This window comes from Mycobacterium sp., from assembly GCF_049647605.1.
GTDB lineage: Bacteria > Actinomycetota > Actinomycetes > Mycobacteriales > Mycobacteriaceae > Mycobacterium.
Map to the genome: position 1 here is coordinate 1 of NZ_JBARXZ010000166.1, position 2765 is coordinate 2765.

The 2765-nt window shown below is 70.0% G+C and carries 4 protein-coding genes; 3 read left to right on the forward strand and 1 reads right to left on the reverse strand.

The features are described 5' to 3' along the window. The coding region (locus WBB07_RS21700; RefSeq protein WP_526310434.1) for a glycerate kinase at nucleotides 1-753 on the reverse strand (753 nt) is incomplete at its 3' end. Between the two features lie 70 nt (nucleotides 754-823). Here WBB07_RS21700 and WBB07_RS21705 point away from each other — a divergent pair. From WBB07_RS21705 to WBB07_RS21715, 3 genes are all read left to right on the forward strand, one after another. Continuing rightward, entirely contained in the window at nucleotides 824-1501 is a 678-nt protein-coding gene (locus WBB07_RS21705; protein ID WP_526310435.1) for a DUF3043 domain-containing protein, read from the forward strand. A gap of 9 nt (nucleotides 1502-1510) precedes the next feature. Further along, complete coding sequence (locus tag WBB07_RS21710) at nucleotides 1511-2053, forward strand: bifunctional adenosylcobinamide kinase/adenosylcobinamide-phosphate guanylyltransferase (RefSeq protein WP_526310436.1); 543 nt, start codon at nucleotides 1511-1513, stop codon at nucleotides 2051-2053. Beyond that, nucleotides 2054-2765: nicotinate-nucleotide--dimethylbenzimidazole phosphoribosyltransferase (locus WBB07_RS21715; protein WP_526310437.1), on the forward strand; the 712-nt coding region annotated here is incomplete at its 3' end.

The window sequence follows — 2765 nt, forward strand, 5'->3', positions numbered from 1 at the left end:
CAGCAGTGCCGCACCCAGCCCGCCCGCCGCTCCGGCCCCGGCGTCGCGGCTGATCGGCCGGCCCGCGACGCGGTCGAGTTCGGCGCCCCATTCGGTGAGACGTTGTTCGAGCAGCTCTACGGTGGCGGGGTCGGCGCCTTTCTGCGGTCCGAACACGTGGGCGGCGCCCATCGGGCCCAGCAGCGGGTGTTCGACGTCGGAGGCGACGATCAGGTCGATCCCGGCGAGTCGCTGCCTGGCGGTATCCAGGCCACCGAGGGCGTCGATCATGCCGCGGCCGCCGTCGGTGGTGCTGCTGCCGCCGAGGCCGACGGCGATTCTGGTGGCACCGGCCTGTAGTGCGGCGTCGACCAGCTGCCCCACCCCGTAGGTGTTGGCGGCCACCGCGGTCTGCACCGTGGGCGGCCCGCCGAGCAGCGTCAGACCGCAGGCCTGGGCGCATTCGATGTAGGCGGTGGGCCGGGCTGGGTCGGTGTCGGGATCGAACACCCATTCCGCGTCGACGGTCTCGGCGCCGGGCAATTCCAGGGGGCCACACACCCGGCGCTGCTCGAGCCGGCCGAGCCGGCTGGCCAGTACGCCGACGAAGCCGGGGCCGCCGTCGGATTGCGGAGCCAGCGTCAGCTCGTCGCCCGGTCGTCCCCGCTGCCAGCCGACGGCGATCGCCTGAGCGGCCTCGACTGCGGTCAGGGTGTCGCCGAAACAGTCCGGTGCGATCAGCACCCTGAGCTGTTGTTCGTTCGCTCCGATCATGTGTGCAGAGTAGGACCCGCGTTCAGCAGGTGCATTTCCGGGCACGGACCGCCCCAAGTAACCTGGCGGTGTGAAGCTGTTGGGCCGTAACAAAGATGACGGAGACTCCGCCGGAGACGGTGCTGCCGCTGACTCGACCGCTGAGGTCGCCGGTGACGCGACATCGACGGCGGCGGGTACCGCCCCCAAGGGCCGTCCCACGCCCAAACGCAACGATGCCTCCAAGCGTCGCGGACCGGTGGCTCCGGCCCCGATGACCAGCAAGGAGGCCCGGGCCCGCCGTAAGGCGATCGCCGGGCCGAAGCTGTCGAAGGAGGAGCGCAAGGCCGAGCGTGCCGAACGACGTTCGGTGACCAATGAGCGTCGCGAGCGGATGATGGCGGGTGAGGAGGCCTACCTGCTCCCCCGCGACCGGGGTCCGGTGCGCCGTTACGCCCGCGACATCGTCGATGCCCGCCGGAACCTGCTGGGGCTGTTCATGCCCGCCGCGCTGTTCCTGATCTTCGTGATGCTGGCGGTGCCGCAGGTGCAGTTCTACATCTCGCCGGGAATGCTGCTGCTGATGGCGATCATGATGATCGACGGGATCCTGCTGGCCCGCAAGGTCAACAACGCGGTCGACGTGAAGTTCCCCGACAACACCGAGGGCCGGTTCAAGCTCGGCTTCTACGCCGCCGGACGGGCTTCTCAGTTGCGCCGGATGCGGGCGCCGCGGCCGATGGTCAATCGCGGCGACAAAATCGTCTGATCGCCTCACGTGCGCACGCTAGTTCTCGGTGGTATCCGGTCGGGCAAGTCACGCTGGGCTGAGGAGGCGATCGCCGAGGCGGCCGCCGACCTGCCGGTGCGCTATCTCGCCACCGGTCTGAGTCCGTCTGACAATGACGGTGATCCCGCCTGGTCGGCCCGGGTTGCGGCCCATCAGCTGCGGCGGCCACCACACTGGTCCACTGCCGAGAGCCCGGATGTGGCAACCGAACTGCGTGCCGGCCCGGATGTGGCGACGCTGGTCGACGATGTCGGGAACTGGCTCACCGCGGCCATGGATCGCCAGAATGTCTGGGGTGGCGGTTCCATCAGCGAGGAGGTCGACGAGCTGATGGAGGCGGTCCGGACGTTCGAGTCGCCGCTGGTGTTGGTCAGTCCGGAGGTCGGGTTGACCGTCGTCTCCGCCACCGAGGCCGGCCGGATGTTCACCGACGCGCTCGGTTCGTTGAACCAGCGGCTGGCCGGGGCCTGTGACCGGGTGGTGCTGGTGGTCGCAGGCCAGGCGCTGACGATCAAACCGCAGAGGCGATAAATGGATTCCGCATCGTTGTTCGCCGCGGTGGTGGCCCCTGATGCCGACGCCGCGGCCGCTGCTACCGCCCGACAGGACATGCTCACCAAGCCGCCGGGCTCCCTGGGGCGGCTGGAGGCGCTGTCGGTGTGGGTGGCGGGATGCCAGGGTAGCTGTCCGCCACGGCAATTCGAACGTGCCCGAGTGGTGGTTTTTGCCGGCGACCATGGTGTCGCCCGCACGGGGGTGTCGGCTTTCCCTCCGGAGGTGACGGCGCAGATGGTCGCCAATATCGACGCGGGCGGGGCGGCGGTCAACGTGCTGGCCGAAGTGGCGGGTGCGGCGGTGCGTGTTGTCGACATCGCGGTGGACGTCGAGGCCGAGGACGGGTTTTCGGGGCCGATCACGGCACACAAGGTGCGGCGCTCGAGCGGCAACATCGCCGTCGAGGATGCCCTCACCGAGGACCAGACCGTCGCGGCCGTCCGGGCCGGCGCGCGTATCGCCGATGACGAGGTCGACGCGGGTGCCGACCTGTTGATCGCCGGTGACATGGGGATCGGGAACACCACCGCGGCAACGGTGCTGATCGCCGCGCTGACCAACACCGAGCCGGTGGCGGCGGTGGGTCGGGGCACCGGCATCGACGACGCGGGCTGGGCACGTAAGACCGCGGCGGTGCGGGACGCCCTGTACCGGGCCCATCGGGACCGGTTCGACGCCCTGGCTCTGC